The organism is Bradyrhizobium sp. 153 (assembly GCF_023073835.1).
Taxonomy (GTDB): Bacteria; Pseudomonadota; Alphaproteobacteria; order Rhizobiales; family Xanthobacteraceae; genus Bradyrhizobium.
This window is the reverse complement of the sequence record NZ_JADPKH010000027.1, coordinates 123073-149131: the sequence shown is the minus strand read 5'-3', so window position 1 is coordinate 149131 and position 26059 is coordinate 123073. Positions and strand designations below refer to the sequence as shown.

Genomic DNA, 26059 nt, shown 5'->3' with positions numbered 1-26059 from the left:
CGAATCGTGACTTGCGCCGGACGGCGTCCTGCTTAGATTGTGCACGCCTCAGTCCATGCACCACAGGTCCGATGTCCGATCTATCCGCCTTTCCCATCACCAAGCGTTGGCCGGCGAAACATCCCGAACTGCTCCAGCTCTATTCCTTGCCGACGCCGAACGGCGTCAAGGTCTCGATCATGCTGGAGGAAATTGGATTGCCTTACGAAGTCCACCTCGTCGATTTCGGCAAGGACGACCAGAAGACGACCGAATTCCTCTCGCTCAATCCGAACGGCAAGATCCCGGCGATCCTCGATCCGAACGGCCCGGGCGGCAGGCCGCTGCCGCTGTTCGAATCCGGGGCGATCCTGCAATACCTCGCCGAGAAGACCGGCAAGCTTCTGCCGGAAGACGCCGCACGCCGCTATCGGACCATCCAATGGGTGCACTTCCAGATGGGCGGCATCGGGCCGATGTTCGGCCAGGTGGGATTTTTCCACAAATTTGCCGGCAAGGATTTCGAGGACAAGCGGCCACTCGAACGCTACGTGAGCGAGTCCAAGCGCTTGCTCGGCGTGATGGAGACGCAACTCGCCGGCCGTCACTGGTTCATGGATGACGATTACACCATCGCCGACATCTCGATGCTCGGCTGGGTGCGTAATCTCATCGGCTTCTACGGCGCAGGCGATCTCGTCGAGTTCAGCCAGTTCAAATCGGTCGGCGCTTGGCTTGAACGAGGTCTCGCGCGTCCGGCGGTGCAGCGCGGGCTGAATATTCCGAAACGGCCGTGAGGCTAGCCAGCGCCTTGTACGTCATGTAGAGCGCCATCAGCGCGACGAGGGCGATCATGGTCCGGCGCAGCACCGATTTGCTGACGCCATTGGCCATGCGTGCGCCGAGATCGGTGCCGATCCAGAGGCCGGCCAGAATGCCGATGATGGCCGGCCAGCTGACCATCAGTCCCTTGCTCCAGTAAATCCAGGCTGCCGGACTGTTGGTCGGGATCACCGAGAAGATGAGGCTGACGAGTTGTGCCTGATGCTGCGGTACGCGCAGGCCCGCGGCGAGGCCGACGGTGATCGCGAGGCCGCCGCCGATGCCCATGAAGCCGGACGAAAAGCCCGCGAGCACGCCGATAAGCAGCAGAGGGAGCCACTGCAATTCGGCGGGATCGCCGGCCTTGCTCTCGCCGTCCTTGCGGTCGCGGCGTAGCGCCAGCGCCGCGATCAGCGCGACGAGATAGATGACGTAGGTCCATTGCAGCACTGTGTCGGGCGTGGCGGCCGCAGCATAACTACCGCTGGCGCCGCCGATGAGAAATCCGATGCCGATCCAGACGATCCATTGCAGCGGGCTGCGGTTGCCGCTCTGCCAGTAGCGGCGTACGCCCGCAAGGCCCGTCGGCGGCACTTGTGCGATCAGAGATGTGCCCTGGGCGACGTGCTGCTCGGCGCCGAGCAACAGCACGGAGAAGATGACGAGGCCGCCGCCGGGGCTCCTGCCCGAGAAGCCCGATGCCAATCCGGCGACCAGACCGACGCCGGCGCCGGCGAGGAGTTCATATATCCAGGTCATCGTTCATGTCCTGGTTCGTCGCTTGACGTCCGCCTTGGTCGTGCGCAGGCCGTCGACCACGCTGTCAACGGCCATCATGCAGGCGTCGACGTCAAAATCCTCGCCCCAGCATTGTTGCAGCACAAAACCCTGGAAAATCGCGATCAGCACGCGCGCGATCGCCTCGGCGCCGAGGTCGCGCTTGATGAGTCCGTCATGCTGGCCGCGCTCGACCAGCGCCACGATCATCGCGCGCGGCATGTCGATGCCTTCGACGACGCTGCTGCGGACGCGGCGGTTGCGCAGCGCTTCGGCCCAGCCATGAATGCCGACACGGCGGCGGGGCTCGCCGGCGGGATCGGTAAGCCATTGCGCGTAGACGCGGACCAGCGCGTGCAGCCTTTCGATCGGATCGCCCGATCCTTGAGCGACCGAGTTGAGCACGGCCTCACGGCGATGCCGGTCGTCCGCGAGCGCTTCGATCAGATCGTCCTTGCTCTGGAAATAGAGATAGACCGCGCCATGGCTCAAGCCCGATCGCTTGACGATATCGGCCATGCCGGTCTGGTGAAAACCGTTCTCGGCAAAGCAGGCGAGGGCCGCTTCGAGGATCTGCTGCCGCCGGCCTTCGCGCTTCTTGTCGCTGATCTTGGGCATCGGCTCAGTCCATAAATAACTGACAGATTGATCACTTTGGAGGTTTGTCAGCGACGGACAAATTCTCGGTGATCTACATGAAAAACGATCGATCAGTCATTTTTAAAGCAGAGCGGCAGCGAGGTCAAGACCTGCCGGCGCCGGACCGGGAGACAAGCCGGTGAAGTGGCTGACGCGCCCTGCCAGCGGCGGCGGGGCGGCTCTTGGCTCGGGGTGCCGCTAGAACAGCCGTCCGCCGTTGGGCACGGGCTTGCTCGGCTGCACCAGCACGACCTTGCCGGCAGCATCGGGGAAACCGAGGGTCAACACCTCGGATACGACCGGGCCGATCTGGCGCGGCGGGAAATTGACGACGGCCGCGACCTGCAGCCCCACCAGCGTCTCGAGCGGATGATTTTCGGTGATCTGCGCCGAGCTCTTGCGGACGCCGATCGCAGGGCCGAAGTCGATCCATAGCCGAAAGGCCGGCTTGCGCGCCTCCGGAAACGGCTTGGCGTCGACGATGGTGCCGACGCGGATATCGACCGCGAGGAAGCTGTTGAAGTCGATGGCCGGCGAGGCGGCGGCCGCGGGGTCGTGAGTGACGTGCATAGTCCATCCGTTCGGCAAATGGCGTCGTTCGCAATATTGTCGCGCGAACCGGAGTTTCGTACAACGCTGCGGTCACCATGCGACGCATGCGCGAGGACGACTTGCCCAACATCATCTACGGCATCAAGAACTGCGACACCATGAAAAAGGCGCGCACCTGGCTCGACAGCCATGGCGTGCCTTACGAGTTTCACGACTACAAGACGGCGGGAGTCGAGAAGGACAAGCTCAAGCAATGGAGCGAAAAGGTCGGCTGGGAGACGTTGCTCAATCGCGCCGGCACGACTTTCAAAAAGCTCCCCGATTCCGACAAGGAAGGGCTCGGCGAGAAGAAGGCGCTGGCGTTGATGCTAGCGCAACCATCGATGATCAAGCGGCCGGTGCTGGAAATTGGCGGCAAGCTGCTGGTCGGATTCAAGCCCGATATCTATGCCAAGGAAGTCGGCGCCAAGAACGCTGAAGCCAAGGCGCGCTAATTCAGTTCGATGGTCTCGGCGGTGACGCTTGGGCCGGACTGGTCGGCGATCTCGACCACGTCGGCTGCTGCGATGCGACCAGGCGCGCGATGAAAGAGGTCGCGGTCGATCACGACGCGCAGTCTCGGACGCGGCGGCGCGTCATTTCCGCGCATCAGATTCTTGATCTCGAAGCCGCCGTCCTCGCAGAAGGTCTTCACCGACGCGATGATGTGGCTGACCTTGTCCTCGGTCAGGAACGGCAGCAACAGCCGTTCGTAGGCGACGATGCGACCGTAGATGTCGTCGATGTCGGCAACGCTGTAGATCGGAAGCCCGCGCGCAACGCATTCGTGATAGATGGGCATCACGAAGGGCGCGAGCCGCGGTCCGACATAGTCGTGCAGCAGGGTGCCTTTGCCGCTGTGGCCATAGGCGCGCGAGATGCGCGTGCCTTCGCTCTGGATGATCAGGTGCGGCGTCGGCGTCGAATTGTCTACCGTGTAATAGATGAGATCGGACAGCTCTTCCTCGAGCCGCGCGGGCTGGTACTCCCAGATCGCCGGTGCGACCTGCTGGCGCGCATAAAGTCGCAGCCACGTGTTCAGGAGATCACGCTGCCTGATCGACTTGACGACGGAGGGCGCGGCGCTTGCGAAATCCAAAACAATATTCCCGGCATGTCAAAACCCGCACATGATCCATGCCGCGGGAAAATTTTCTATGAAGGCTGGCGCGGGAGACGAAAGACCGTTAACGACGGCTTGACGACCGGTGCCTTGCGAACCGGGAGGCCGGGCAGGCACGACATCAAAACATCTCCGACTAAGGGAGCATTTGTATCCCAGCCGGAGGCCTGATCTGCTCAGCTTTCCGCCTTGCCTAACCCCCGTCACCTCCGGCATATTCCGCGCCCGGAGGCGGCGTTCCGGAGGGGCTCCAAGGCCTCCGGAAAGCCGAAGCAACAAGGACAGCCACGCGCGGCCAGCGCGTCGCGCGGGCAGGGGGAAATCTGTTTGGCCGATGAGTTCATTCTCGAAACGGAAGGCTTGACCAAGGAGTTCGCGGGCTTCTTCGCCGTCCGCGACGTTGCGCTCAAGGTTCGCCGTGGGAGCATTCATGCGTTGATCGGTCCGAACGGGGCCGGCAAGACGACGTGCTTCAATCTTTTGACCAAGTTCCTCAAACCGTCTGCCGGAAAGATCCTGTACAAGGGACAGGACATTACTGCGATGGCGCCGGCCGACGTGGCGCGCATGGGCTTGGTTCGCTCGTTCCAGATTTCGGCGGTTTTTCCGCATCTCACCGCGCTGGAGAACGTCCGCGTCGCCCTTCAGCGCCAGCACGGCTCTTCGTTCGACTTCTGGCGCTCCAAATCCGTGCTCAACTGCTTCAACGATCGCGCGCGCGAGCTGTTGAACGATGTCGGCCTCAGCGAGTTTGCCAATACGCCGGCGGTCGAGATGCCCTACGGACGCAAGCGCGCACTGGAGATCGCAACCACGCTCGCGCTCGACCCCGAGATGATGCTGCTGGACGAGCCGATGGCCGGCATGGGTCACGAGGACATCGACAAGATCGCGGCGCTGATCAAGCGCATCTCCGCGAAATATACCATCCTGATGGTCGAGCATAATTTGAGCGTCGTGGCCAATCTCTCCGACATCATCACCGTGCTGACGCGCGGGCAGGTGCTCGCGCAGGGCCATTACTCCGAGCTCACCAAGGACGAGCGCGTCAAGGAAGCCTATCTGGGAGCCGGTCATGCCTGACACTGCGATCGCCGAGGCTCCGGCAAAGGCCGCGACCGGCGGAAACATCCTTCAAGTCCGCAACCTGGAAGCTTGGTACGGCGAGTCCCACATCCTGCACGGGATCAACTTCGACGTGAATGCGGGCGAGGTCGTCACCCTGCTCGGGCGCAACGGCGCCGGCAAGACGACCACGTTGAAATCGATCATGGGCATCATCGGCAAGCGAACCGGCTCGGTGAAGTTCAACAATCAGGACATCATCCGCGCGACCTCCGACAAGATCGCGCGGATGGGTATCGCCTTCTGCCCCGAGGAGCGGGGCATATTCTCCAGTCTCGACGTGCGGGAGAATTTGCTGCTGCCCCCGGTGGTCCGCGAAGGCGGGCTGCCGCTCGATCAGATCTTCGACCTGTTCCCGAACCTGAAGGAGCGGCTCAACAGCCAGGGCACCAAGCTTTCGGGCGGTGAGCAGCAGATGCTGGCGATCGCGCGCATCCTGCGCACTGGCGCGAGCTTCCTGATGCTGGACGAGCCGACGGAGGGCCTTGCGCCCGTCATCATCCAGCAGATCGGCCACACCATTGCGCGGCTCAAGAAGGAAGGCTTCACCATCCTTCTCGTCGAGCAGAACTTCCGTTTCGCATCCACTGTCGCCGACCGCTATTACGTGGTCGAGCACGGCAAGATCATCGACGGATTTTCCAATGCGGAGCTTGCCGCCAACATGGACAAGCTCCACACCTATTTGGGTGTCTAGAACTGCCAACGAAAAAATTCAAAAAGGAAAGTTGCATGAAGACCAGGTCGATTGCGTCATTGCTGCTGACCACCGCGCTCACCTTCGCAACAGGTGTCGCGTCCGCGCAGGACAAGACCGTCAAGATCGGCGCGCTATCCGATCAGTCCGGCCTCTACGCCGATCTCGGCGGGCCGGGCTCGACGCTTGCCGCGCAGATGGCCGTTGAGGATTCTGGCCTCGCGGCGAAGGGCTGGAAGATCGACATCATCTCGGGCGATCACCAGAACAAGCCCGACATCGGCACTGCGATCGCGCGGCAATGGTTCGACGTGGACAAGGTCGACGTCATCGTCGACGTGCCGAACTCGGGCGTCGCGCTCGCCGTCAACAACGTCATCAAGGAAAAGAACGGCGTCTATATCAATTCCGGTGCGGCGACCTCGGACCTCTCCAACGCGCAGTGCTCGCCCAATACCGTGCACTGGACCTACGACACTTACATGCTGGCCCACACCACCGGCCAGGCGCTGGTCAAGGCCGGTGGCGACACCTGGTTCTTCCTGACCGCGGATTACGCCTTCGGCGCGGCGCTCGAGCGCGACACCACGGCGGTCATCACCGCCAACGGCGGCAAGGTGGTCGGCGGCGTCAAGCATCCGCTGAACACGCCGGACTTCTCCTCGTTCCTGCTTCAGGCGCAGGCCTCCAAGGCCAAGATCATCGGCCTGGCCAATGCCGGCGGCGACACCACCAACACCATCAAGCAGGCGGCCGAGTTCGGCATCGTCAAGGGCGGTCAGAAGCTGGCGGCGCTGCTGCTCTTCCTCACCGACGTCAAGGCGATCGGCCTCGAGACGGCGCAGGGCCTCAACTTCACCGAGACGTTCTATTGGGACATGAACGACCAGACCCGGGCGTTCTCCAAGCGCTTCGCCGAGAAGATGAAGAACAATGCGCCGCCGACCATGGTGCAGGCCGGCGTCTATGCGGGCGTGCGGCACTATCTCAAGGCCCTCGAAGCGCTCGGCGGCAATCCGCATGACGGCGTCAAGGTGGTCGAGAAGATGAAGTCGATGCCGACCGAGGACGATCTGTTCGGCAAGGGCGAGATCCAGCCCAACGGCCGCACCATTCACAACGCCTATCTATTCGAGGTGAAGAAGCCCTCGGAGTCCAAGGGACCGTGGGACTTCTACAAGCTGGTCGGCACGGTGCCGGGCGATCAGGCCTTTACGCCGCTGTCCGAGAGCAAGTGCGCGCTCTTGAAGAAGTAAGATGACGGCCCGCAGGCCATCAGGCTTGCGGGCGACTTTTTAAGGGAACGCCGAAGGGACCGGGTGCGGGATCGATGCAGGCTCTTTACGCTCAGCTACTGGTGGGACTGATCAACGGCTCGTTCTACGCGCTGCTCAGTCTCGGGCTTGCCGTGATCTTCGGCATGCTCAACATCATCAATTTCGCCCACGGCGCGCTCTACATGATGGGCGCCTTCGTCGCCTATTTCCTGCTGAACCTCGGCGGCATCAATTATTGGTGGGCGTTGCTGCTGGCGCCCATCATCGTCGGCATTTTCGGCATGATCCTGGAGCGGACCATGCTGCAATGGCTGACCGGGCTCGACCACCTCTACGGCCTGCTCCTGACCTTCGGCATCGCGCTGATCGTGCAGGGCGTGTTCCAGAACTATTTCGGCTCCTCCGGCCTGCCTTACGCCATTCCGGACCAGCTCAAGGGCGGCATGAACCTCGGCTTCATGTTCCTGCCCGTCTATCGCGGCTGGGTGGTCGTGTTCTCCCTGGTGGTGTGCCTTGCGACCTGGTTCCTAATCGAGAAGACGCGGCTCGGCGCTTACCTGCGTGCCGCCACCGAGAACCCGACGCTGGTGCGCGCCTTCGGCGTCAACGTGCCGCGCATGATCACGCTGACCTATGGTCTCGGCGTCGGCCTTGCCGCGCTCGCCGGCGTGCTCTCGGCGCCGATCAACCAGGTGCGGCCGCTGATGGGCGCCGACCTCATCATCGTCGTGTTCGCGGTAGTCGTGATCGGCGGCATGGGATCGATCATGGGCTCGATCATCACCGGCTTTGCGCTCGGTGTGATCGAGGGCCTGACCAAATATTTCTACCCCGAGGCCTCCAACACCGTCGTGTTCGTGCTGATGGTGCTGGTGCTCTTGGTGAAGCCAACGGGATTGACGGGAAGGGCGGCCTGATATGACAGCCTTGACGGACGACACGCTGCCGGTAACCCCGCGCACGGTGCGCGACGAGATGATCGTGTTCGTAGTGATGGCGCTGCTCTTGGCGTCGGTGCCGTTCACAGGAGTCTATCCGTTCTTCGTGATGCAGGCGCTGTGCTTTGCGCTGCTCGCCTGCGCCTTCAATCTGCTGGTCGGCTATGGCGGCCTGCTGTCGTTCGGGCACGCGATGTTCCTGGGGACTGCCGGCTACTGCAGCGCACATGCGCTGAAGGTGTGGGCGCTTCCGCCCGAGCTCGGCATCCTCGTCGGCGTCGCCGCCGCGTTCGTCCTGTCGATCGTGACCGGCTACATCTCGATCCGTCGCCAGGGCATCTATTTCTCGATGATCACGCTGGCGCTGTCGCAGCTTCTTTATTTCATCTACCTGCAGGCGCCGTTCACCCATGGCGAGGATGGCATCCAGGGCATTCCACAAGGGTACATGTTCGGTGTGCTCGATCTGTCCAAGCCGACCGTGCTCTACTATGTCGTGCTGGTCGGCTTCCTCGCCGGCTTCCTCTTGATCTTCCGCATCATCAACTCGCCGTTCGGCGAGGTCCTGAAGGCGATCCGCGAGAATGAGCCGCGGGCGATCTCGCTCGGCTACCGTACCGACCAGTACAAGTTCCTGGCCTTCATCCTGTCGGGCACGCTGGCCGGCTTTGCCGGTGCGCTGAAAGTGTTCGTGGCGCAGAACGCCTCGCTCACCGACGTGCACTGGTCGATGTCGGGCGAGGTCGTCCTGATGACGCTGGTCGGCGGTCTCGGAACCATCTTCGGTCCCGTGATCGGCGCCTTCGTGATCATCGCCATGCAGCAATATCTGGCGGGCTTCGGCCAATGGGTGACGGTGATCCAAGGCGCGATCTTCGTGATCTGCGTGCTTACCTTCCGCCGCGGGGTCATCGGCGAAATCGCGCATTACTTCCGGCGATCGCTCTAAGTAGCTGATTTAAAATCGGTTTACCGGTCGCTCGAAAGCGGTGGATGATCCGGCGCCGCGGGCGTGAGATGACACGCGCGTGGATCGAAAATGGTCTATGACAGTTTCATGACGGCCCATTCGGGCCAGGCCATTTTTCCAACCGGTAGCCTATCCCCATGATGCGATGGTTTCGTGCTTTCCTGCCCAAGGAGGAACGGTTCTTCGACCTGTTCGACCGTCATGCCCAGACCGTGATCCAGGGCTCGATCGCGCTCCAGAGCATGCTCAACGGGGGCGAGGAAACGCCGGTCTATTGCCAGCGCGTCAACCAGTTCGAGAACGACGCCGACAACATCACCCGCGAAGTGCTGACGGCGGTGCGCCGCACCTTCATCACTCCGTTCGACCGCGGCGACATCAAGAACCTGATCACCTCGATGGACGACGCCATCGACCAGATGCAGCAGACGGCGAAAGCCGTGATGCTGTTCGAGGTCCGCGCCTTCGAGCCGCCGATGCGCGAGATCGGCGGGCTTCTGATCGAATGCGCCAATCTGGTCGGGCGCGCGCTGCCGCTGATGCAGTCGATCGGCCCGAACGTCGCCATGCTGACGGCGATCACCGAAGAGCTGGGCAAGCTGGAGGGCCGCGTCGACGACCTCCATGACATCGGGCTGAAGGAGCTGTTCCTCAAGCATCGCGCGGGCAACGCGATGGATTTCATCGTCGGCGCAGAGATCTACGACCATCTCGAGAAGGTGGCCGACCGTTTCGACGACGTCGCCAACGAGATCAACAGCATCGTGATCGAGCAAGTGTAACGCATGATCCGGAAAAATGTGCCGCGGTTTTCCTTCGCGACAAGCGCTGAACGCGTTTGCGCGGAGATCATGCGAAAAAATTGAGGCAGGGCCGCTGTGGATGCTGCGTTGGCTCTTCCCGTCCTGGTCGGCTTGATCGCCGTCGCGCTGCTGTTCGATTTCTTGAACGGGCTCCATGACGCCGCCAATTCGATCGCGACCATCGTCTCGACCCGCGTGCTGCGGCCACAATTTGCGGTATTCTGGGCCGCGTTCTTCAATTTCGTCGCCTTCATGGTGTTCGGGTTGCACGTCGCCCAGACCATCGGTACCGGCATCATCGATCCCTCCATCGTCGACGCCCAAGTGATCTTTGCGGCCTTGGTCGGGGCCATCGTCTGGAACCTCGTGACCTGGGCGCTCGGCATCCCGTCATCGTCCTCGCATGCGCTGATCGGCGGGCTCGTCGGCGGCGGCATGGCCAAGGCGGGCATTTCGGCGGCAGTGTGGAGCGGATTGTCGAAGACGGTGCTGGCAATCGTGCTGTCGCCCCTGGTCGGCTTCCTGCTCGCAATGATGCTGGTGGCGATCGTGTCCTGGGCCTCGGTGCGCTCGACGCCCTTCGCCGTCGATCGCGCCTTCCGCATCCTGCAATTCGCCTCCGCCTCGCTCTATTCGCTCGGCCATGGCGGCAACGACGCCCAGAAGACGATGGGCATCATCGCGGTGCTGCTCTATTCGCAGGGTCATCTCGGCAGCGAATTCTCGGTGCCGTTCTGGGTCGTGCTGTCCTGCCAGGCCGCGATGGCGCTGGGCACGCTGATGGGCGGCTGGCGCATCGTCCGCACAATGGGCCTGCGCATCACCAAATTGACGCCCATGCAGGGCTTTTGCGCCGAGACCGGGGGCGCTGCGACCCTGTTCATGGCGACCTTCCTCGGCGTTCCCGTCTCGACCACCCACACCATCACCGGCGCCATCGTCGGCGTCGGCGCCGCCCGCCGCGTCTCGGCGGTGCGCTGGAACGTTGCGAGCTCGATCGTCTATGCCTGGGTGATCACGATCCCGGCCTCGGCCATCGTCGCCGCGCTGACCTGGTGGGTGGTCAAGATCTTCGTCAAGTAACGAACTTTAGGCCGGCAATTCCGGCGACGATGAGCCCGATGCTGGCGAGGCGGAACGCCGTGGCCGGCTCGCCGAACAGGATGATGCCGAGCGTCGCGGTGCCGACCGCGCCGATTCCGGTCCAGACAGCGTAGGCGGTTCCGACGGGCAGTGATTTGAGAGCGAGTCCGAGCAAGATGACGCTGCCGGCCATGGCCGCGAGCGTGACGACGGACGGAACAGGCCTGGTAAAGCCCTCGGTGTATTTCAGGCCGATCGCCCAGGTGATCTCGAGAAGCCCGGCGATCAACAGGATACTCCAGGCCATGACGACCCTCCATTCTAGGCAGGGTCGTCCCCGCGACTGAGGTGCTGAGAACGGGAAGGCCGTCCTTCCCAAATGCCGATATGGGGCTGGCCGGAAGGCCACGCAATCACCAAATGAGGCTTGATCAGGCCCAGTTTCCCTGCCAAACGCTCCCGCCATGTCCGACATCGTCGCCACCGCAGCCGAATCGCCGGCCCGTTCCCCGCTTGCCGCTGAAGTGGCGCGGCGGCGGACCTTTGCGATCATCTCCCACCCCGACGCCGGCAAGACCACGCTGACCGAGAAGCTGCTGCTGTTCGGTGGCGCCATCAACCTCGCCGGCCAGGTCAAGGCCAAGGGCGAGCGCCGCAACACGCGTTCCGACTGGATGAAGATCGAGCGCGAGCGCGGCATCTCGGTCGTGACCTCGGTGATGACCTTCGAGTTCGAAGGCCTCGTCTTCAACCTGCTGGATACTCCGGGCCACGAGGACTTTTCGGAAGACACCTACCGGACGCTCACGGCGGTCGATTCCGCCGTGATGGTGATCGACGCCGCCAAGGGCATCGAGGCGCGCACCCGAAAGCTGTTCGAGGTATGTCGTCTCCGGGATATCCCGATCATCACCTTCATCAACAAGATGGACCGCGAGAGCCGCGACGTCTTCGAGCTGCTGGACGAGATCGAGAAGACGCTGGCGCTCGACACCACGCCGATGACCTGGCCGGTCGGCCGCGGCCGTGACTTCCTCGGCACTTATGACGTCGTCAATGGCGGCGTGCGCCTGCTCGAAGGCGGCGGCGCAAAGACCGGCGCGGCGCAGCAGATCGAGATCGAAGAGCTCGCCAAGCTCAATGCCAATCTGGACGTGTCCGCGGTGAAGGACGAGCTCGATCTCGTCACCGAAGCGTCAAAACCGTTCGAGCTCGAAGCGTTCCGCGAGGGCCATCTGACGCCGGTTTATTTCGGCAGCGCGCTGCGCAATTTCGGCGTCGGCGACCTCCTGGAGGGCCTCGGCAAGTTCGCGCCCGAGCCGCGCGCGCAGGACAGCGACCAGCGCAAGGTCGAGGCCACCGATCCGCGCATGAGCGCCTTTGTATTCAAGATCCAGGCCAACATGGATCCGAACCATCGTGACCGCATCGCGTTTGCGCGGCTCTGCTCGGGCAAGCTCAGCCGCGGCATGAAGGCCAAGCTGGTGCGCACCGGCAAGAGCATGCCGCTGTCGAGCCCGCAATTCTTCTTCGCGCAGGATCGTTCGGTTGCGGATGAGGCCTTTGCCGGCGACGTCGTCGGCATTCCCAACCACGGCACGCTGCGAATCGGCGATACGCTGACCGAGGGCGAGGATTTCAACTTCGTCGGCGTGCCGAGCTTTGCGCCGGAAATCGTCCGCCGCGTCCGTCTCACCGACGCGATGAAGGCGAAGAAGCTGAAGGAAGCGCTACAGCAGATGTCGGAGGAGGGCGTGGTGCAGGTGTTCCGCCCGCGCGACGGCGCGCCCGCGCTGGTTGGCGTCGTCGGCGCGCTCCAGCTCGATGTGCTCAAAGCGCGGCTGGAGGCGGAATATTCACTTCCGGTCGAGTTCGAGGTCAGCGAGTTCCAGCTGGCACGCTGGGTCTCCTCAGAGGACCGCAAGAAGCTCGACACCTTCATTGCCGCCAACACCTCGAGCATCGCCGACGATGTCGACGGTGATCCCGTATATCTGGCGCGGAACGAGTTCTATCTCGGCTACACCCGCGAGCGCGCCGAGGGCATCGAGTTCACCAACGTCAAGGACGTCAAGAAGAAGGCGTAGGGCGGCTACCCCCTCCGCTGTGCAGCCACCCCTCAGCTGTCATGCCCGCGAAGGTGGAGCATCCAGCGCGCCTCTCGGCTCAACAACCATCCCCTGGAATAGTGAGCGGGTTCGGCCCGGCGACGAAACCGCGTTTGAACGCGCGCATGTGAACACGAGATGGGCTTGAAGCCGCTGCAAGATCTCCCAAGATGATGGTGGTCGCTCATCGCGGTGCTTCTCAATGCTGCGCGCAATCCTAGTTCTGCTGCTGACCTTCTTGGCCGTGAGTGTCGCCGCCGCGCGGCCCCGGCAGATCAATCCCATCCCGTTCTCGCACGAGCCCTGCAGCGTGCTCGATGGCGGGCCCTGCACGCCGTCCTATTGCAGCGTACTCGAAGAGGGTCCCTGCATTCCCGAGATCGACTATCCTTACGGGCAGAACCTCCAGCTTACGATCGAGAGCGTGCCGTCCGAGGCCGATCGTGCCAAATATCAGAGGCCGGATCACGATCTCGACACGATCGGCGACCTCTTCGCCGCGCTGCGCAGCTGCTGGTCGCCGCCGTCGGACAATTCGCGCGCCGGCATGCAGATGTCGGTGCGCTTCAGCTTCAACAAGTCGGGTGGTCTGATCGGCCCGCCGCGCCTGACATACGCGACCGCGGGCGTGCCGGCCGACACTCGCACGACCTATCTCAATGCCATCAACGCATCGCTGAATGCATGCCTGCCGCTGAAATTCACCAGCGGCCTTGGCGGCGCGCTGGCGGGCAGGCCGATCGCGATCCGCTATGTCGACAATCGCGAGCTTGCCAAATAGCGCAGCTCTATCTCCTCATCCTGCAGGATGAGGCTAGTTGGCGTCGGGCCCGTTGAAACTGCTACCACACCTGCGCCCTCATCCCGGGAATGAGGCTAATCGGCATCGGAGTCGGGGCTAGAGCGCTGCCGCGAACTCCGCTCCTCATCCTCAGGGCCCGCCGCAGGCGGGCGTCTCGAAGGATGATGTGTTCCGCGCTTCGCCAACTCATGGAGCCCGCCGAAATCGCCGCGCATGAAGGCTTCTTTCTTGGCGCGGCTCCATTTCTTGAGCTTGCGTTCGCATTCGATCGCGTCGGTGATGCGATCGAACCATTGTGAGAAGACCGAGGTCACGGGTCGACGCGCCTTTGTATAGCCTTCGAACGTGCCGGCGTTGTGCTGCGCGACCCTGATGTCGAGCGCGGTGCGCGTTGTGCCGATGTAGTAACTGCCATCGGCGCATCTGAGAATGTAGAGGTACGCTCCTTCGGTCATCGTGAACGCCTCGTCCTTCGAGACGCGCGCAAGGGCGCGCTCCTCAGGATGAGGCTAACGGGCATCTGCAGTTTGGTGCAAGGGCTCCGTATGGATTGGCGGCCGCGTAGTCCGACCTCATCCTGAGAGCCCGCCGCAGGCGGCGTCTCGAACGATCGAGGCTCAACTGCAACAGCACGGGCCTTTCATGGTTCGAGACAGCGCTTTCGCGCCTCCTCACCATGAGCGGTGAGAGTTGCGAGCGGCGGCCAATCGATGATACTTCAGATGCGGGGCTGCTTGAGGGGGAGGATGTCGTGGGTCTGCTGGTCATGATCCTGGGGCTGGTGCTGTTTTTCGCGGCCCATATTTTCACGACGAAACGAAAGGCGCGCGCAGAGGCGATCGCGAGGCTGGGCGAGGGGACCTACAAGATTGTCTATTCGCTCGTTTCGCTCGCGGGGCTCGCGCTGATCATCTGGGGCTTTGCCCATTATCGCAGCTCCGGCTGGATCGACGTCTGGTACCCGCCGAAGGTGCTGAAGCACATCACGCTCGCCTTGATGCTGCCGGCCGTCATCTTGGTGGCGGCCTCGTACCTGCGCGGCCGCATCTATGCGACACTGAAGCATCCGATGCTGACCGGCATCAAGCTGTGGGCGGCCGCGCATCTGCTCGCCAATGGCGATCTCGGCTCCATCATTCTGTTCGGCTCGTTCCTGGGCTGGGCGGTGTATGATCGTATCACGCTCAAGCACCGCACCGATGCCGGCGGTCCGCCGATCCCGGTGGGCGGTGTCACCAACGATTTGATCGCGGTCGCGGTCGGAATTGTCGCTTATCTCGCGCTGGCCTTCGCGTTCCATCCGGTCGTAATCGGTATTCCCGTCATCGGCGTCTAGCCGGTCAGCACAAGACGAAGCCTGGACGTCCATGGGCGATAGTTGGCAAGAGCAATAAGCCGAGGGCACTTCGATGGATTGGTCGCGATCTCAGATTCCGCCGATGCGGTTCGAGGCGCGCTTTGGCGATCGGGTGGTGCCGGCATTTTGCGATCGGCCGTCGAGCCTGTGGGCCATGATCGCGGAAGCCTGCGCGCGCAACGGTGATGGCGAGGCGCTGATTTGCGGCGACGTCCGCCTGAGCTGGCGACAAGCCGTCGAGCAGTCCGCGCGGATCGCGGCCGGCTTTCGCCAGCTCGGCCTGCAACGCGGCGACCGCGTCGCCATCCTGCTCGGCAACCGCATCGAATTTCCGCTCCTGCTGTTCGCCGCCGCGCATGAGGGACTGGTCACGGTGCTGCTCAGCACGCGCCAGCAGAAGCCGGAGATCGCCTATGTGCTCACGGATTGCGGCGCGAAGGTCCTGATCCACGAGGCGGCGCTCGCCGAGCGGCTGCCCGATGCGCAGGATGTGCCCGATGTGATCCACCGCATCGCCATTGACGACGATCCGGCCCGGTCGCGCTTCTCCGCTCTCGCTGACAATGCGTCGGCGCCTGCCCCGGTCGAGGTGAATGAGGAGGACACCGCGATGATCCTCTACACCTCGGGCACGACGGGCAAGCCGAAGGGCGCGATGCTGGCCCATTGCAACATCATCCATTCCTCGATGGTGTTCGTGTCCTGCCTGCAATTGACGGCGGCGGATCGCTCGATCGCCGCGGTGCCGCTCGGCCACGTCACCGGCGTTGTTGCCAACGTCACGACCATGATCCGCTGCGCAGGCGCGCTGATCATCATGCCGGAGTTCAAGGCGGCCGACTATCTCAAGCTCGCTGCGCGCGAGCGCGTCACCTACACGGTGATGGTGCCGGCGATGTATAATCTTTGCCTGCTGCAACCAGATTTCGACAACTACGATCTGTCGAGCTGGCGCATCGGCGGCTTTGGCGGCGCGCCGATGCCGGTCGCGACCATTGAGAAGCTCAAGGCGAAGATCCCCGGCCTGAAGCTGATGAATTGTTACGGCGCGACCGAGACGACCTCGCCCTCGACCATCATGCCGGGCAAGCTGACGCAGAGCCATATCGACAGCGTCGGCCTGCCGTGCCCGGGCGCGCGCATCGTCGCGATGGACACCGGTGGGCGCGAACTGCCGCCTGGGGAGATCGGCGAGCTCTGGATCCAGAGTGCCTCCGTCATCAAGGGCTATTGGAACAACCCGAAGGCCACGGCCGAAAGCTTCACAGGCGGCTTCTGGCACTCCGGCGATCTCGGCTCCGTCGACGCGGAAGGGTTTGTCCGCGTGTTCGACCGGCAGAAGGACATGATCAATCGCGGCGGCCTGAAGATCTATTCGGCCGAGGTCGAATCCGTGCTCGCCGGCCATCCCGCGGTGGTCGAGAGCGCGATCATCGCCAGGGCCTGCCCGGTGCTGGGCGAACGCGTCCATGCGGTAGTGGTGACGCGCAGCCCGGTTGCCAGCGAGGCCCTGCGGGCCTGGTGCGCGGAGCGGCTGTCCGACTACAAGGTCCCCGAGACCGTGGCGATCACCGCCGAGCCATTGCCGCGGAATGCCAATGGCAAGGTGCTGAAGCGGCAGTTGCGGGAGCTGCTCGGAAGCTGAGCCAGACAGGCGGCTCCGGGCTGTCCCGGAGTGGTTAACGCCTTGATCGAGCTGGCTTTGCCTTGCCACCGCCATATCGTTAGGGTACCTCGCCGCCACACGGGGACGGGATTCCTGACGCGAATGCTTTGGCGCGCGCACCCGGACGGGCATGGGATTAGCATAAGTGTCTGAATTATTTGACGAAGTCGACGAGGAAGTCCGTCGCGAACAGCTCAAGAAGCTGTGGGACAAGTATTCGATCTACTTCATCGCTCTGATGGTGCTGATCGTGGCCGCCGTCGCTAGCTGGCGTGGCTACCAATATCTGGAGGCCAAGAAGGCCGCCGAGGCCGGCGCCGCCTTCGAGGAGGCCGTCGAGCTGTCCGAGCAGGACAAGCACGGCGACGCCGAGAAGGCCTTCACCGAGCTCGCCGCCAAGGCCCCGTCCGGCTATCGCACCCTGGCGCGGCTGCGCGCTGCGGCAGAGGCCGCTGCCCGCGATCCCAAGGCCGCCGCGAAGATGTATGACGACATTGCCGCCGACCGCGGCGTCGGCGGCGAGTGGCAGGATCTGGCCAAGATCCGCGCGGCCGGCTTGCTCCTCGACAGCGCCAGCTACGCCGACATGCAGCAACGGCTGGACGCCTCCGCCGCGCCCAAATCGACCTTCCGCCACAGTGCCCGCGAGATGCTGGCGTTGTCGGCCTGGCGCAACAACGACATGACCGCGGCCCGCAAATGGCTCGACGCGATTGCCGAGGACGGCGAAACACCGCCCGGCCTGCGCTCGCGCGCCGAGGCGCTCCAGGCTCTGCTGCCGCCCGTCGCCAAGAGCTGACGACGGCCCTCTGACGCAAACGAGACACAAGATGCGCCGCACGCCACGCTTGATCGCAGCCGCCGTCCTGATCGCCTTCACGGGCGTCCTGGGCGGCTGCTCCAGCTTCGATCCAAGCGACATGCTCGACTTCCTCGACACCAAGAAGAAGCTGCCAGGCGACCGCAAGCCGGTCTTCCCGGAGGGGGTGCCGGGCCTCGAGCAGGGCGTGCCGAAGGAGATGTACAAGGGTGCGCAGCAGCAGCCCGATCCGAACGCGCCTGCCGTCGCGGCTCTGCCCGCGGAGCCGCCGCCCGAGCCGGCCAAGCCTGCGAAGGGGGCAAAGGCGACGAAGTCCAGGCAGCCAGCCGCTACGGCCACCGCGCCCGCTGGCGCCGAGGTCGATGGCGAGGCCCAGCCGGAGGCTGCGCCGCCTACCGCCGCTCCGTCGCCCAAGCATAAGATCGTCCGCAAGCGCACCACCGCGCCGCCGCCGGATCAGCCGGTCCAGCAGGCGCAACCGACCCAGACCACGCAGCAGCAATCGCAGGGCGCTTTCCCGGCGCCGCTGCCGAGTGGCAGCTTCTCGCGCTAGAGCATGATCCGGAAAAGTGTGAAGCGGTTTTCCGAAAAGATCATGCTCAAACAATTACTTTCACTGCATTGACAGACGCGGCTCCGGCAGCGCACGAATGACTGATGCCCTTCACGATCGCCATCATCGGCCGGCCCAATGTCGGCAAATCGACGCTGTTCAACCGCCTGGTCGGACAGAAGCTGGCGCTCGTCGATGACCTCCCGGGCGTCACCCGCGACCGCCGCGAGGGCGAGGCGAGACTCGGCGATCTCGAATTCACCATCATCGATACCGCCGGTCTCGACGAGGGCGCCAAGGGCTCGCTGACGGCGCGCATGCAGGAGCAGACCGAGACCGCGATCGCGCAGGCCGACGCGCTGTTCTTCGTGATCGATGCCCGCATCGGCCTGACGCCCACCGATCGCGCTTTCGCGGATTTCGCCCGCAAGGCCAATAAGCCGGTGCTGCTGGTCGCCAACAAGAGCGAAGGCAAGCATGGTGATGCAGGGGCAATGGAGGCCTTTGCTCTCGGCCTCGGCGATCCCATCCAGATCTCGGCCGAGCATGGCGAGGGCATGGGCGAGCTTTACGATGCCTTGGCTAAGCTGATGCCCGCGCCCGTTGACGACGACGAAGACGAGGACGACGAACAGCTTTCCGAAGAAGAGGCAGCGACGCGCCCGATCCGGGTCGCTATCGTCGGCCGGCCCAATGCCGGCAAGTCGACGCTGATCAACCATCTGCTCGGCGAGGAGCGCCTGCTGACCAGCCCGGAAGCCGGCACCACACGCGATTCTATTGCAGTGGAGATCAACTGGAAGGGCCGCGATTTCCGCGTGTTCGACACCGCAGGCCTGCGCCGTCGCTCGCGCATCGAGCAGAAGCTGGAAAAGCTCTCGGTGGCCGACGCGCTGCGCGCGGTGCGCTTTGCCGAAGTCGTCGTGCTGATGATGGACACGCAGAACCGCTTCGAGGAGCAGGATCTTCGCATCGCCGATCTGGTCGAGCGTGAGGGAAGGGCGGTCGTGCTCGCCGTCAACAAATGGGACCTGATGGAGACCAAGGGCGGCGGCGCGATCTCGGGCCTGCGCCGTGATGCCGACCATTGGCTGCCACAGCTCAAGGGGGTGCCAATCGTCGCCGTATCAGGCCTGATGGGCGAGGGCATCGACCGCCTGATGCACGCGATCCAGGACGCCTACGCGATCTGGAACCGTCGGGTGCCGACGGCCGCGCTCAATCGCTGGTTCGAGCAGGCGATCCAGGCCAATCCGCCGCCCGCGGTGTCCGGCCGCAGGCTGAAGCTGAACTACATCACCCAGACGAAAGCGCGCCCGCCGAGCTTCGTGCTGTTCTGCTCGCGTGCCGATGCGGTGCCGCAGTCCTACTTGCGCTACCTCACCAATTCCATGCGCGAGACTTTCGAGCTGCCGGGTACTCCGGTGCGCATCACCCTGCGCGAGAAGGCCAATCCCTTCGCGCATAAGCGCAAGCGGCCGTCGTGAGCGGGGAGAGGGGCGAGGCGATGGCGCAGAGCGCCGCGCCGGTCCGGCGTGGTGCCGTCGCCTTCATCTTCGTCACCATCCTGCTCGACATGCTGGCACTCGGCGTGATCATGCCGATCCTGCCGAAGTTGATCGAGAGCTTCGTCGACAACGACACCGCGCACGCGGCCCGCATCTTCGGCCTGTTCGGCACCGCTGGGCGCTGATGCAGTTCGTGTTCTCGCCACTGCTCGGCGCGCTGTCGGATCGCTTCGGGCGGCGGCCCGTGGTGCTGCTGTCGAATTTCGGGCTTGCGGCCGACTACGTGCTGATGGCGCTGGCGCCGTCGCTGGTCTGGCTGTTCATCGGCCGCGTGATCTCTGGCATCACCTCGGCGAGCATCTCGACCGCCTTCGCCTATATCTCGGACATCACGCCGCCGGAGCGGCGCGCGGCGGTCTTCGGCAGGATCGGCGCGGCCTTCGGTGCCGGCTTCATCCTGGGCCCGGCGCTCGGCGGCCTGCTTGGCGACATCGATCCACGCCTGCCGTTCTGGGCCTCGGCGGCCTTGAGCTTCGCCAATGCGCTCTACGGGCTTTTCGTCCTGCCGGAATCGCTTTCGCCCGACAGGCGTGCGCCGTTCCGCTGGAGGAGTGCCAATCCGGTCGGCGCGCTGCACCTGCTGCGGTCCAACGCGGTGCTTGCCGCCTTGTCGGTCGTCAATTTCATTGCGCAGGTCGCGCATGTCGTGTTGCCCTCGACCTTCGTGCTCTATGCGACATATCGCTACGGCTGGGATTCCAAGACCGTGGGGCTGACGCTCGCCATGGTCGGCATCTGTGCCATGGTGGTGCAGGGACTCGCCATCGGCCCGATTGTGCGCGCGCTCGGCGAGCGGAACGCGCTGCTGCTGGGCCTGTGTTGTGGCGCGATCGGCTTTGTGGTCTTGGGCGCTGCGCCGACCGGACCGCTATCCTGGCTCGGCATTCCCGTTTTGGCGCTATGGGGGATCTCCGGCGCCGCCTCGCAATCGCTGATGACGCGGCTGGTTGCACCCGATCAGCAGGGCCAGTTGCAGGGCGCGACCGCGAGCGTGCAGAGCGTGTCGCAGCTCGTCGGCCCGTTCCTGTTCACGTTGACATTTTCCTATTTCATCGGGGCCAGCGCGCCGCTGCATCTGCCCGGCGCGCCGTTCCTGCTTGCGGCGGTGCTGATGGTGGTCTGCGTGGCGATCGCGGTGCGGTCGCTGGGTGCGACGAAGACAGTCTCGTAGGGTGGCAAAGCGGCTTGTCCGCCGTAGCTCGAAGAGCCAAGGCGGAAGCGTGCCCACCGCTGCTTCGTCAATTCGCGGAGAGAAGGTGGGCACGGCGCTTACGCGCCTTTGCCCACCCTACGGCAGCGTTGCCTCGCCTACTTCTTCACCAGCGGGCAATCGCTGTCCTTGAGCGGCTTGGCCGCGTCTTCCGCCGCGATCGTGGCGATCTGCTTGTAATAGTCCCACGGCCCCTTCGATTCCTCGGGCTTCTTCACCTCGAACAGGTAGGCGGGGATCAGGCGGCGCCCGTCCTCGCGCAGCGGGCCCTTGCCAAACAGCGGGTCGTCGGTCGGCAGCTCCTTCATCTTGGCGACGACCTTGGCGCCGTCATGCGGATTGCCGCCAAGCGCTTCCATCGCCTTGAGATAGTGCAGCACCATGGCGTAATTGCCGGCCTGGGTCATCGAAGGCATCGCGTTCTTGTTGGCCTGCGCCGAGAAGCGCTTCGACCAGGCGCGGGTCTGATCGTTCAGGTCCCAATAGAAGGATTCGGTGAAGGTCAGTCCCTGCGCCGTCTTCAGACCGAGCGAGTGCACGTCGTTGATGAAGAGCAGCAGCGCGGCGAGCTTCTGGCCGCCCTGAACGATCCCGAACTCGGCGGCCTGCTTGATCGCGTTGGTGGTGTCGCCGCCGGCATTGGCGAGCCCAATCACCTTGGCCTTGGAGGATTGCGCCTGCAACAGGAAGGACGAAAAGTCGGCCGTGTTCAGCGGATGCTTGACCCCACCGAGCACCTTGCCCCCATTGGCGGTGACGACCGCGCTGGTGTCGCGCTCGAGCGCATGACCAAATGCATAATCGGCGGTCAGGAAGAACCAGGTATCACCGCCCGCTTTCGTGAGCGCCTTGCCGGTGCCGTTGGCGAGCATGTAGGTGTCGTAAGTGAACGAGATCGTGTTCGGCGTGCAAGCCTTGCCCGTCAGGTCAGCAGTGGCCGCGCCCGAATTGAGCAGCACCGTGTTCTTCTCCTTGACGACATTGCTGACCGCGAGCGCCACACCGGAATTCGGCGTGTCGGCGATGGCGTCGACCTTCTCGGTATCGATCCATTGTCGGGCGATGTTGACCCCGACGTCAGGCTTGTTCTGATGGTCGCCGCTGACGACGTCGATTTTCCAGCCCTTCTTGAGCAGGCCGGAATCCTCGACAGCCATCTTGATTGCGACCACGGAGTTCGGGCCGCCGATGTCGGCATAGAGGCTCGACATGTCGTTGAGCACGCCGATCTTGACGGTCTTGTCCTGGGCGTAGGCGGATGTGGCAAAACCGAAAGCGGCACAGGCCAGAAGCGCCGCCGACCGGCGCGCGAATGTCGTGGTCATGAAAGGTTCCCTCCATTGTCAAATATGCGGACGGCTCTCTTGCGGAGCCTTGTTTCCGGCTGTTGGCTCTAGCCTGTCCCATGGCCGGCGGCAATGCGCCTAAAGCCGGATGACGCTGCGTCGTAGCGTCATCCATCGGTTAACTTTTGGGCAAAATGCGTCAAGTCGCTATTTGAGCGCGTCCGATGTCAGCCTGAACTTCTGGATGCGCTTTCCGGTGTCAACCTCGGCGGTATACACGTTACCCTTGCCGTCGATCGCCATGGCGTGCACCCAGTGGAATTGGCCGGCGTTGCGGCCGTTGTGCCCGAAGCTGCCGACCACGCTGCCGTCCTCGCGCTTGATCACCCTGATCTCGTTGTTCTCGCCATCGGCAGTGAGCAAATAGGTCTGCTTCGGATCAGGCCAGATCGCGACGTCCCAGACGGCGCCGTTGCCGAGCGTGTTCTTCTCGTAGAAGAACTCCTTCACGAAGCTGCCGTCCTTCCGGAACACCTGGATACGGTTGTTGATGCGATCGCAGACGTAAACCAGTCCGTCATTGGCGAGCTTCACGCAATGGACCGGGTTGCCGAATTGCTGAGCCGCCGGCGCCTTGGGATCGTAGGGTGCCTGCTTGGCGTCATCAGGCTTGTTGCCATAGGCGCCCCAGTGCCGCTTGTAGGCGAGCGTCGTCGCGTCGAACACGATGACGCGGCGGTTGCCGTAGCCGTCGGCGACGTAGATCTCGTTTGCCTCTTTGTCGATCGCAGTCTCAGCGGGTTTGCCGAGCTGCGTCGTGTCGTTGCTGCCGAGGCTCGGCGCGAATTTGCCGATCTGGGCGACGAACTTGCCATCGAGCGTGAACTTCAGGATCGCGTTGTCGTTGTCGGCATTGCCGCCGACCCAGACGAAGCCGCGCTCGTCGACCTCGATCCCGTGCTCGCGGCCGACCCATTCATAATCCTGGCCCGGACCGCCCCAGGACCGCAGCAGATTGCCATCGCTGTCGAATTCGAGCACGGGCGGTGCCGACACGCAGCATTTCGAGCGCGGCGGATTAAGGCTCGCGCCTTTCTCGTCGTCGGTCAGCGAGCGCGGGCGATGGATTACCCAGATGTGGCCCTGCCAATCGACGGTGATGCCGCCGACCTGGCCGAGGATCCAGTTGTTCGGCAACTGCTTTGGCCAGGAGGCATCGACCGCGAAGGTCGGGACCTCGCCGGCGGTTGCGGCAACGGGAAGCGCGAAGGCGCTGGCTGCGATCAGAACGAAGAAAGCTCGAGAGACATTTGCGAGCGCACGCGCAGAGCCTGCGCGATCATGCCATGGCGCCATGGCAACCTCCCTTTTTTGGCTTTGCGGCTTGCTGCCGTTTGAGCGGCGGCAGTCAATCGCGGGGAGGCATCCGAGTCAATCAGGCCGGCGCGCGGAAGCTCATCAGGCTGCGCGTCTTGTAATCGTAGAACTTGCCGGTCTCGGTCCAGTCGGGCGTGCACATCGGCACGATGAATTCGGCCACCTGCTCGGGCGTGTCGAGCGTCGCCGGATCCTCACCCGGCATCAGGGTGGCGCGCATGCGGGTGCGGACCGGGCCGGGGTTGAACAGGTTGACGCGCAGTTTCGTGTTCGCGGTCTCCTGCGCCCAGGCGCGGGCCAGCGTTTCCAGTGCGGCCTTGGACGCCGCGTAGGGGCTGACATAGGCGGTAGCCTTGTTGGCGGCACCCGAGGTGATGAACACGGCGCGGCCGGCATCGGACTGCTTCAGCAGCGGCTCCATGCAGCGGATCAGCTGGAAGTTCGCGGAGACGTTCACCGCCATCACGTCGTTGAAGGCCTTCAGCTCGATATGGCCGACCGGCGAGGACGGGCCAAGCACGCCGGCATTGCCCACCAGGATGTCGAGCTTGCCGTAGCGCTCGTGCAGGCCGGCGCCCAGCCGCGCGATGCCGTCGGAATCGGTGAGGTTGAGCGGCACCAAAGTGGCGCTGCCGCCGTCTTTCCGGATCTCGTCGTCGAGCTCCTCCAGCCCGCCCTGCGTGCGCGCCACCGCCACGATATGCGCGCCGGCTTTAGCGAGGGCCTTGGCCGTGGCATAGCCGATGCCGCGCGAGGCGCCGGTGACGAGAGCGATGCGGTTGGCGAGGGGTTTTGTCATGGCGGGGTTTTACAGGCGTGGACGGCCGGGACAAGCCCCCATGGTCTCGTCATTCCGGGGCGGTCCGCAGGACCGACCCCGGAATCCAGAGCTTACGACACGATCTCGAGATTCCGGGTTCGCGCTGCGCGCGCCCCGGAATGACAGTGGTCAGCTCGCCTCGGCCAGCAGCGAGAGCTGCCGCGGCTGCGGCTCGGTCTGGGTCTGGTCGGTGAGATGGGTCGGATACGCACCGGTGAAGCAGTGGTCCGAGAATTTCGGATTGGCGGGATCGCGGCCCGGTTCGCCCATGGCGCGGTACATGCCATCGATCGACAGGAAGGCGAGCGAGTCGGCGCCGATGATCTCGCGCATCTCCTCCAGCGAATGCGTCGCCGCGAGCAGGCCGCCGCGGTCGGGCAGGTCGATGCCGTAATAATCGGGATAGAGGATCGGCGGCGAAGCGAGGCGGAAGTGCACTTCGGTCGCACCCGCATCGCGCATCATGCGCACGATCTTCTTCGAGGTGGTGCCGCGCACCAGGGAGTCGTCGATCAGGATGATGCGCTTGCCTTCGATCGCAGCGCGGTTGGCCGAGTGCTTCATGCGCACGCCGGATTCGCGGATCGCCTGCGTCGGCTGGATGAAGGTACGGCCGACATAATGGTTGCGGATGATGCCGAGCTCGAACGGCACGCCGGAGAACTGGCTGTAGCCGACCGCCGCGGGCACGCCGGAATCCGGCACCGGCACCACGACGTCGACCGGCACGTGGCTCTCGCGCGCGAGCTGCGCGCCGAAGTTCTTGCGCACCTCGTAGACCGAACGGCCGTGGACGATGGAATCCGGACGGGAGAAGTAGATATATTCGAAGATGCAGGGGCGGGGCGCCATCGGCGGGAACGGCTTGTGGATGTCCTGGCCGTTCTCGTCGAACACGATGACTTCGCCGGGCTCGATGTCGCGCACGAAGCGCGCGCCGATGATGTCGAGGGCGCAGGTCTCCGAGGTCAGGATCGGACAGCCGTCGAGCTCGCCGAGCACGAGCGGACGAATGCCGCGCGGATCGCGCGCGCCGACCAGCTTCTTGTTGGTCAGCGAGACCAGCGCATAGGCACCTTCGATCTCGCGCAGCGCGTCGACATAGCGCTCGATGAAACGGCTGCGCTTGGAGCGCGCAACCAAATGCAGGATCACCTCGGTGTCGGTGGTCGACTGCATCATCGCGCCGTTCTTCACGAGCTCGCGGCGCAGTGTCAGGCCGTTGGTGAGGTTGCCGTTATGCGCGACGGCAAGACCGCCGGCGTTGAGCTCGGCGAACAGCGGCTGCACGTTGCGCAGGATGGTGGCGCCGGTGGTGGAGTAACGGACATGGCCGACCGCGACATTGCCGGGCAGGCGGTCGATCACCTCGCGGCGGGAGAAGGTGTCGCCGACGAGGCCGAGGCGGCGTTCCGAGTGAAAGCGGCTGCCGTCGTAGGAGACGATGCCGGCGGCTTCCTGGCCGCGGTGCTGAAGAGCGTGAAGACCGAGCGCGGTGATGGCGGCGGCATCGGGGTGGCCGTAGATGCCGAACACGCCGCATTCCTCTCGCAGCGTATCCCCCTCCAGATCGTCCTGGACCTCCAGAGCGGCCGGGCCCAAACCGGCCCTTGGATCGAGATCAAGCTGGGCGTCCTGGTCAGGGTGTCGCATCTCGTCCGCGCCTTT

General features: G+C 64.0%; 26 protein-coding genes and 1 pseudogene. 17 read left to right on the top strand and 10 right to left on the bottom strand.

Annotation, left to right across the window (positions count from 1 at the left end; translation table 11 throughout):
* The first annotated feature begins 71 nt into the window (after nt 1-71).
* Nucleotides 72-776 (top strand): glutathione S-transferase N-terminal domain-containing protein, encoded by a 705-nt coding sequence (locus IVA91_RS07020; RefSeq protein WP_247420090.1) that lies wholly within the window; start codon nt 72-74, stop codon nt 774-776.
* Here IVA91_RS07020 and IVA91_RS07015 read toward each other — a convergent pair.
* The 3 genes from IVA91_RS07015 to IVA91_RS07005 all read right to left on the bottom strand — a co-directional run bounded on the left by IVA91_RS07015 (nt 694) and on the right by IVA91_RS07005 (nt 2787).
* On the bottom strand, nt 694-1560 hold the full coding sequence (locus IVA91_RS07015; protein WP_247420088.1) for a sulfite exporter TauE/SafE family protein: 867 nt from the start codon (nt 1558-1560) through the stop codon (nt 694-696). The two genes, IVA91_RS07020 and IVA91_RS07015, sit on opposite strands and share 83 nt — an antisense overlap.
* Before the next feature lie 3 nt (nt 1561-1563).
* On the bottom strand, nt 1564-2196 hold the full coding sequence (locus tag IVA91_RS07010) for a TetR/AcrR family transcriptional regulator (protein WP_247420086.1): 633 nt from the start codon (nt 2194-2196) through the stop codon (nt 1564-1566).
* Between the two features lie 219 nt (nt 2197-2415).
* A complete protein-coding gene (locus IVA91_RS07005) occupies nt 2416-2787 on the bottom strand; it encodes a tRNA-binding protein (protein ID WP_247281662.1) in 372 nt (123 codons plus the stop codon).
* Between the two features lie 101 nt (nt 2788-2888).
* On the opposite strand from IVA91_RS07005, the gene IVA91_RS07000 reads away from it, so the two are divergent.
* Nucleotides 2889-3263, top strand: a complete 375-nt coding sequence (locus IVA91_RS07000; protein ID WP_247281689.1) for an ArsC family reductase — start codon at nt 2889-2891, stop codon at nt 3261-3263.
* Here IVA91_RS07000 and IVA91_RS06995 read toward each other — a convergent pair.
* Nucleotides 3260-3907, bottom strand: a complete 648-nt coding sequence (locus IVA91_RS06995; RefSeq protein ID WP_247458483.1) for a hypothetical protein — start codon at nt 3905-3907, stop codon at nt 3260-3262. The two genes, IVA91_RS07000 and IVA91_RS06995, sit on opposite strands and share 4 nt — an antisense overlap.
* A 351-nt stretch (nt 3908-4258) precedes the next feature.
* On the opposite strand from IVA91_RS06995, the gene IVA91_RS06990 reads away from it, so the two are divergent.
* The 7 genes from IVA91_RS06990 to IVA91_RS06960 all read left to right on the top strand — a co-directional run bounded on the left by IVA91_RS06990 (nt 4259) and on the right by IVA91_RS06960 (nt 10824).
* A complete protein-coding gene (locus tag IVA91_RS06990) occupies nt 4259-5014 on the top strand; it encodes an ABC transporter ATP-binding protein (RefSeq protein WP_247420082.1) in 756 nt (251 codons plus the stop codon).
* Nucleotides 5007-5753: an ABC transporter ATP-binding protein gene (locus tag IVA91_RS06985; protein ID WP_247281660.1), complete on the top strand. Its 747-nt coding sequence runs from the start codon at nt 5007-5009 to the stop codon at nt 5751-5753. Before IVA91_RS06990 ends, IVA91_RS06985 begins: the two co-directional genes overlap by 8 nt.
* Before the next feature lie 35 nt (nt 5754-5788).
* Nucleotides 5789-7009 (top strand): ABC transporter substrate-binding protein, encoded by a 1221-nt coding sequence (locus IVA91_RS06980; protein WP_247420080.1) that lies wholly within the window; start codon nt 5789-5791, stop codon nt 7007-7009.
* 74 nt (nt 7010-7083) lie between these two features.
* Entirely contained in the window at nt 7084-7947 is an 864-nt protein-coding gene (locus tag IVA91_RS06975; RefSeq protein ID WP_247281658.1) for a branched-chain amino acid ABC transporter permease, read from the top strand.
* Nucleotide 7948: 1 nt separating this feature from the next.
* Nucleotides 7949-8917 carry a branched-chain amino acid ABC transporter permease gene (locus IVA91_RS06970; RefSeq protein ID WP_247420078.1) on the top strand — a complete coding sequence of 323 codons (969 nt, stop codon included), beginning with the start codon at nt 7949-7951 and terminating at the stop codon, nt 8915-8917.
* Nucleotides 8918-9075: 158 nt separating this feature from the next.
* Nucleotides 9076-9720, top strand: a complete 645-nt coding sequence (locus tag IVA91_RS06965) for a DUF47 domain-containing protein (protein ID WP_247281656.1) — start codon at nt 9076-9078, stop codon at nt 9718-9720.
* A 96-nt stretch (nt 9721-9816) separates the two neighbouring features.
* A complete protein-coding gene (locus IVA91_RS06960) occupies nt 9817-10824 on the top strand; it encodes an inorganic phosphate transporter (protein ID WP_247281655.1) in 1008 nt (335 codons plus the stop codon).
* Here the strand turns inward: IVA91_RS06960 and sugE are convergent.
* Nucleotides 10817-11131, bottom strand: a complete 315-nt coding sequence (gene sugE, locus IVA91_RS06955) for a quaternary ammonium compound efflux SMR transporter SugE (protein WP_247304340.1) — start codon at nt 11129-11131, stop codon at nt 10817-10819. The genes IVA91_RS06960 and sugE overlap by 8 nt on opposite strands.
* A 157-nt stretch (nt 11132-11288) precedes the next feature.
* Between sugE and IVA91_RS06950 the strand changes: the two genes are divergently transcribed.
* Both IVA91_RS06950 and IVA91_RS06945 read left to right on the top strand, forming a co-directional pair.
* Nucleotides 11289-12911, top strand: a complete 1623-nt coding sequence (locus tag IVA91_RS06950; RefSeq protein WP_247281653.1) for a peptide chain release factor 3 — start codon at nt 11289-11291, stop codon at nt 12909-12911.
* A gap of 223 nt (nt 12912-13134) precedes the next feature.
* A complete protein-coding gene (locus IVA91_RS06945; RefSeq protein WP_247420076.1) occupies nt 13135-13713 on the top strand; it encodes a hypothetical protein in 579 nt (192 codons plus the stop codon).
* Nucleotides 13714-13808: 95 nt separating this feature from the next.
* Here the strand turns inward: IVA91_RS06945 and IVA91_RS06940 are convergent, their stop codons facing one another.
* On the bottom strand, nt 13809-14189 hold the full coding sequence (locus tag IVA91_RS06940) for a GIY-YIG nuclease family protein (protein ID WP_247420072.1): 381 nt from the start codon (nt 14187-14189) through the stop codon (nt 13809-13811).
* 296 nt (nt 14190-14485) lie between these two features.
* On the opposite strand from IVA91_RS06940, the gene IVA91_RS06935 reads away from it, so the two are divergent.
* The 6 genes and pseudogenes from IVA91_RS06935 to IVA91_RS06910 all read left to right on the top strand — a co-directional run bounded on the left by IVA91_RS06935 (nt 14486) and on the right by IVA91_RS06910 (nt 20869).
* Nucleotides 14486-15070 carry an NnrU family protein gene (locus IVA91_RS06935; RefSeq protein WP_247420070.1) on the top strand — a complete coding sequence of 195 codons (585 nt, stop codon included), beginning with the start codon at nt 14486-14488 and terminating at the stop codon, nt 15068-15070.
* A 73-nt stretch (nt 15071-15143) separates the two neighbouring features.
* Nucleotides 15144-16736 (top strand): class I adenylate-forming enzyme family protein, encoded by a 1593-nt coding sequence (locus tag IVA91_RS06930; RefSeq protein WP_247420067.1) that lies wholly within the window; start codon nt 15144-15146, stop codon nt 16734-16736.
* Nucleotides 16737-16902: 166 nt separating this feature from the next.
* Nucleotides 16903-17556 carry a tetratricopeptide repeat protein gene (locus IVA91_RS06925; protein WP_247420063.1) on the top strand — a complete coding sequence of 218 codons (654 nt, stop codon included), beginning with the start codon at nt 16903-16905 and terminating at the stop codon, nt 17554-17556.
* Between the two features lie 31 nt (nt 17557-17587).
* A complete protein-coding gene (locus IVA91_RS06920) occupies nt 17588-18130 on the top strand; it encodes a hypothetical protein (protein WP_247420060.1) in 543 nt (180 codons plus the stop codon).
* A gap of 104 nt (nt 18131-18234) precedes the next feature.
* On the top strand, nt 18235-19617 hold the full coding sequence (gene der / locus IVA91_RS06915) for a ribosome biogenesis GTPase Der (RefSeq protein WP_247458482.1): 1383 nt from the start codon (nt 18235-18237) through the stop codon (nt 19615-19617).
* Nucleotides 19614-20869 (top strand): annotated as a pseudogene (locus tag IVA91_RS06910) (TCR/Tet family MFS transporter). The gene der and the pseudogene IVA91_RS06910 overlap by 4 nt, the downstream one beginning before the upstream one ends.
* A gap of 137 nt (nt 20870-21006) precedes the next feature.
* Here the strand turns inward: IVA91_RS06910 and IVA91_RS06905 are convergent.
* From IVA91_RS06905 to purF, 4 genes are all read right to left on the bottom strand, one after another.
* Nucleotides 21007-22233: an ABC transporter substrate-binding protein gene (locus IVA91_RS06905; protein ID WP_247420053.1), complete on the bottom strand. Its 1227-nt coding sequence runs from the start codon at nt 22231-22233 to the stop codon at nt 21007-21009.
* Nucleotides 22234-22401: 168 nt separating this feature from the next.
* On the bottom strand, nt 22402-23550 hold the full coding sequence (locus IVA91_RS06900; RefSeq protein WP_247420051.1) for a hypothetical protein: 1149 nt from the start codon (nt 23548-23550) through the stop codon (nt 22402-22404).
* A gap of 79 nt (nt 23551-23629) precedes the next feature.
* Nucleotides 23630-24370, bottom strand: a complete 741-nt coding sequence (locus IVA91_RS06895) for an SDR family NAD(P)-dependent oxidoreductase (protein ID WP_247420050.1) — start codon at nt 24368-24370, stop codon at nt 23630-23632.
* Between the two features lie 150 nt (nt 24371-24520).
* Nucleotides 24521-26044, bottom strand: a complete 1524-nt coding sequence (gene purF / locus IVA91_RS06890) for an amidophosphoribosyltransferase (protein ID WP_247281643.1) — start codon at nt 26042-26044, stop codon at nt 24521-24523.
* Between the last annotated feature and the right edge of the window lie 15 nt (nt 26045-26059).